The organism is Ruminococcus sp. CAG:57 (assembly GCF_000435935.1).
GTDB lineage: Bacteria > Bacillota > Clostridia > Oscillospirales > Ruminococcaceae > Hominimerdicola > Hominimerdicola aceti.
Window position 1 is genome coordinate 1 of the sequence record NZ_FR890699.1, and the last position, 757, is coordinate 757.

The following is a 757-nucleotide window of genomic DNA, read 5'->3' on the forward strand; positions in this document are numbered from 1 at the left end:
TTTGCTACACTTGTTTTCTCCTTGATTGCTTGTATCTTCGCTTTTTCAAGAATGTCTTGGTCAATCGTTGTTGTGAATTTTACTTTTGACATTGAAATCACTCCTTTGCCTAAGTATATCACACTTTCACTAATACGTCAATACGTATATTTTGTACAAATTATTATACGTATATTCGTGTAATTTGCCTATTGTAATATACGTATATACGTGTTATAATGGCATTGATAAAACAAATAGAGAAACGAGGTAAATAAAAATGAGAGAAGTTGCATTAGTTGTTGATGAGTATGGTAATGAAATATTCTTCGGCGAAACTATTGGAGAGTGCAGAAGATATTGTGATGAACATCATATTACTGGTGAAAATGGTGAATATATTGCTGTTGGAGATTTTGATGATGAAACTGCATCTTTTGAAATGTTTGACTATGAAAGTTTACCTCTTACACCGATTATATAGATATTATCTATGTGAAATCTATCATGCGAACGGCTGGGGGTGAATTGCGGATTGTTGGAATTGTTGGAATGTTGGAAACAACAGCTTTCAAGTTTTCAACATTTCAATGATTTCAATGATTCACAAGAGGGGAACGCCGTTCAAGATTCCCCCTCTTTACCTGTGGTTATGATGAAAGGACGATTGAAAATGAAAACTTCTAATCAGCTTGCAAAGTATCGTGAAAGCCTTGTGAAATATGCTCTTAAGTACGGAGTTACAAAAACCGCTATCAAGTACAATACAAATAGACAA

1 protein-coding gene is annotated in these 757 nt (G+C 33.8%); it reads left to right on the forward strand.

Going from position 1 to position 757, the window contains the following annotated elements; all coding sequences use genetic code 11:
- Positions 1 to 259: 259 nt before the first annotated feature.
- Positions 260 to 463 (forward strand): hypothetical protein, encoded by a 204-nt coding sequence (locus QVO88_RS02390; protein WP_022286934.1) that lies wholly within the window; start codon positions 260 to 262, stop codon positions 461 to 463.
- Positions 464 to 757 lie beyond the last annotated feature (294 nt).

Excerpts from the sequence above, each read along its gene's own strand:
- QVO88_RS02390 (WP_022286934.1), top strand. The coding sequence starts at position 260 with ATGAGAGAAGTTGCATTAGTTGTTGATGAGTATGGTAATGAAATATTC.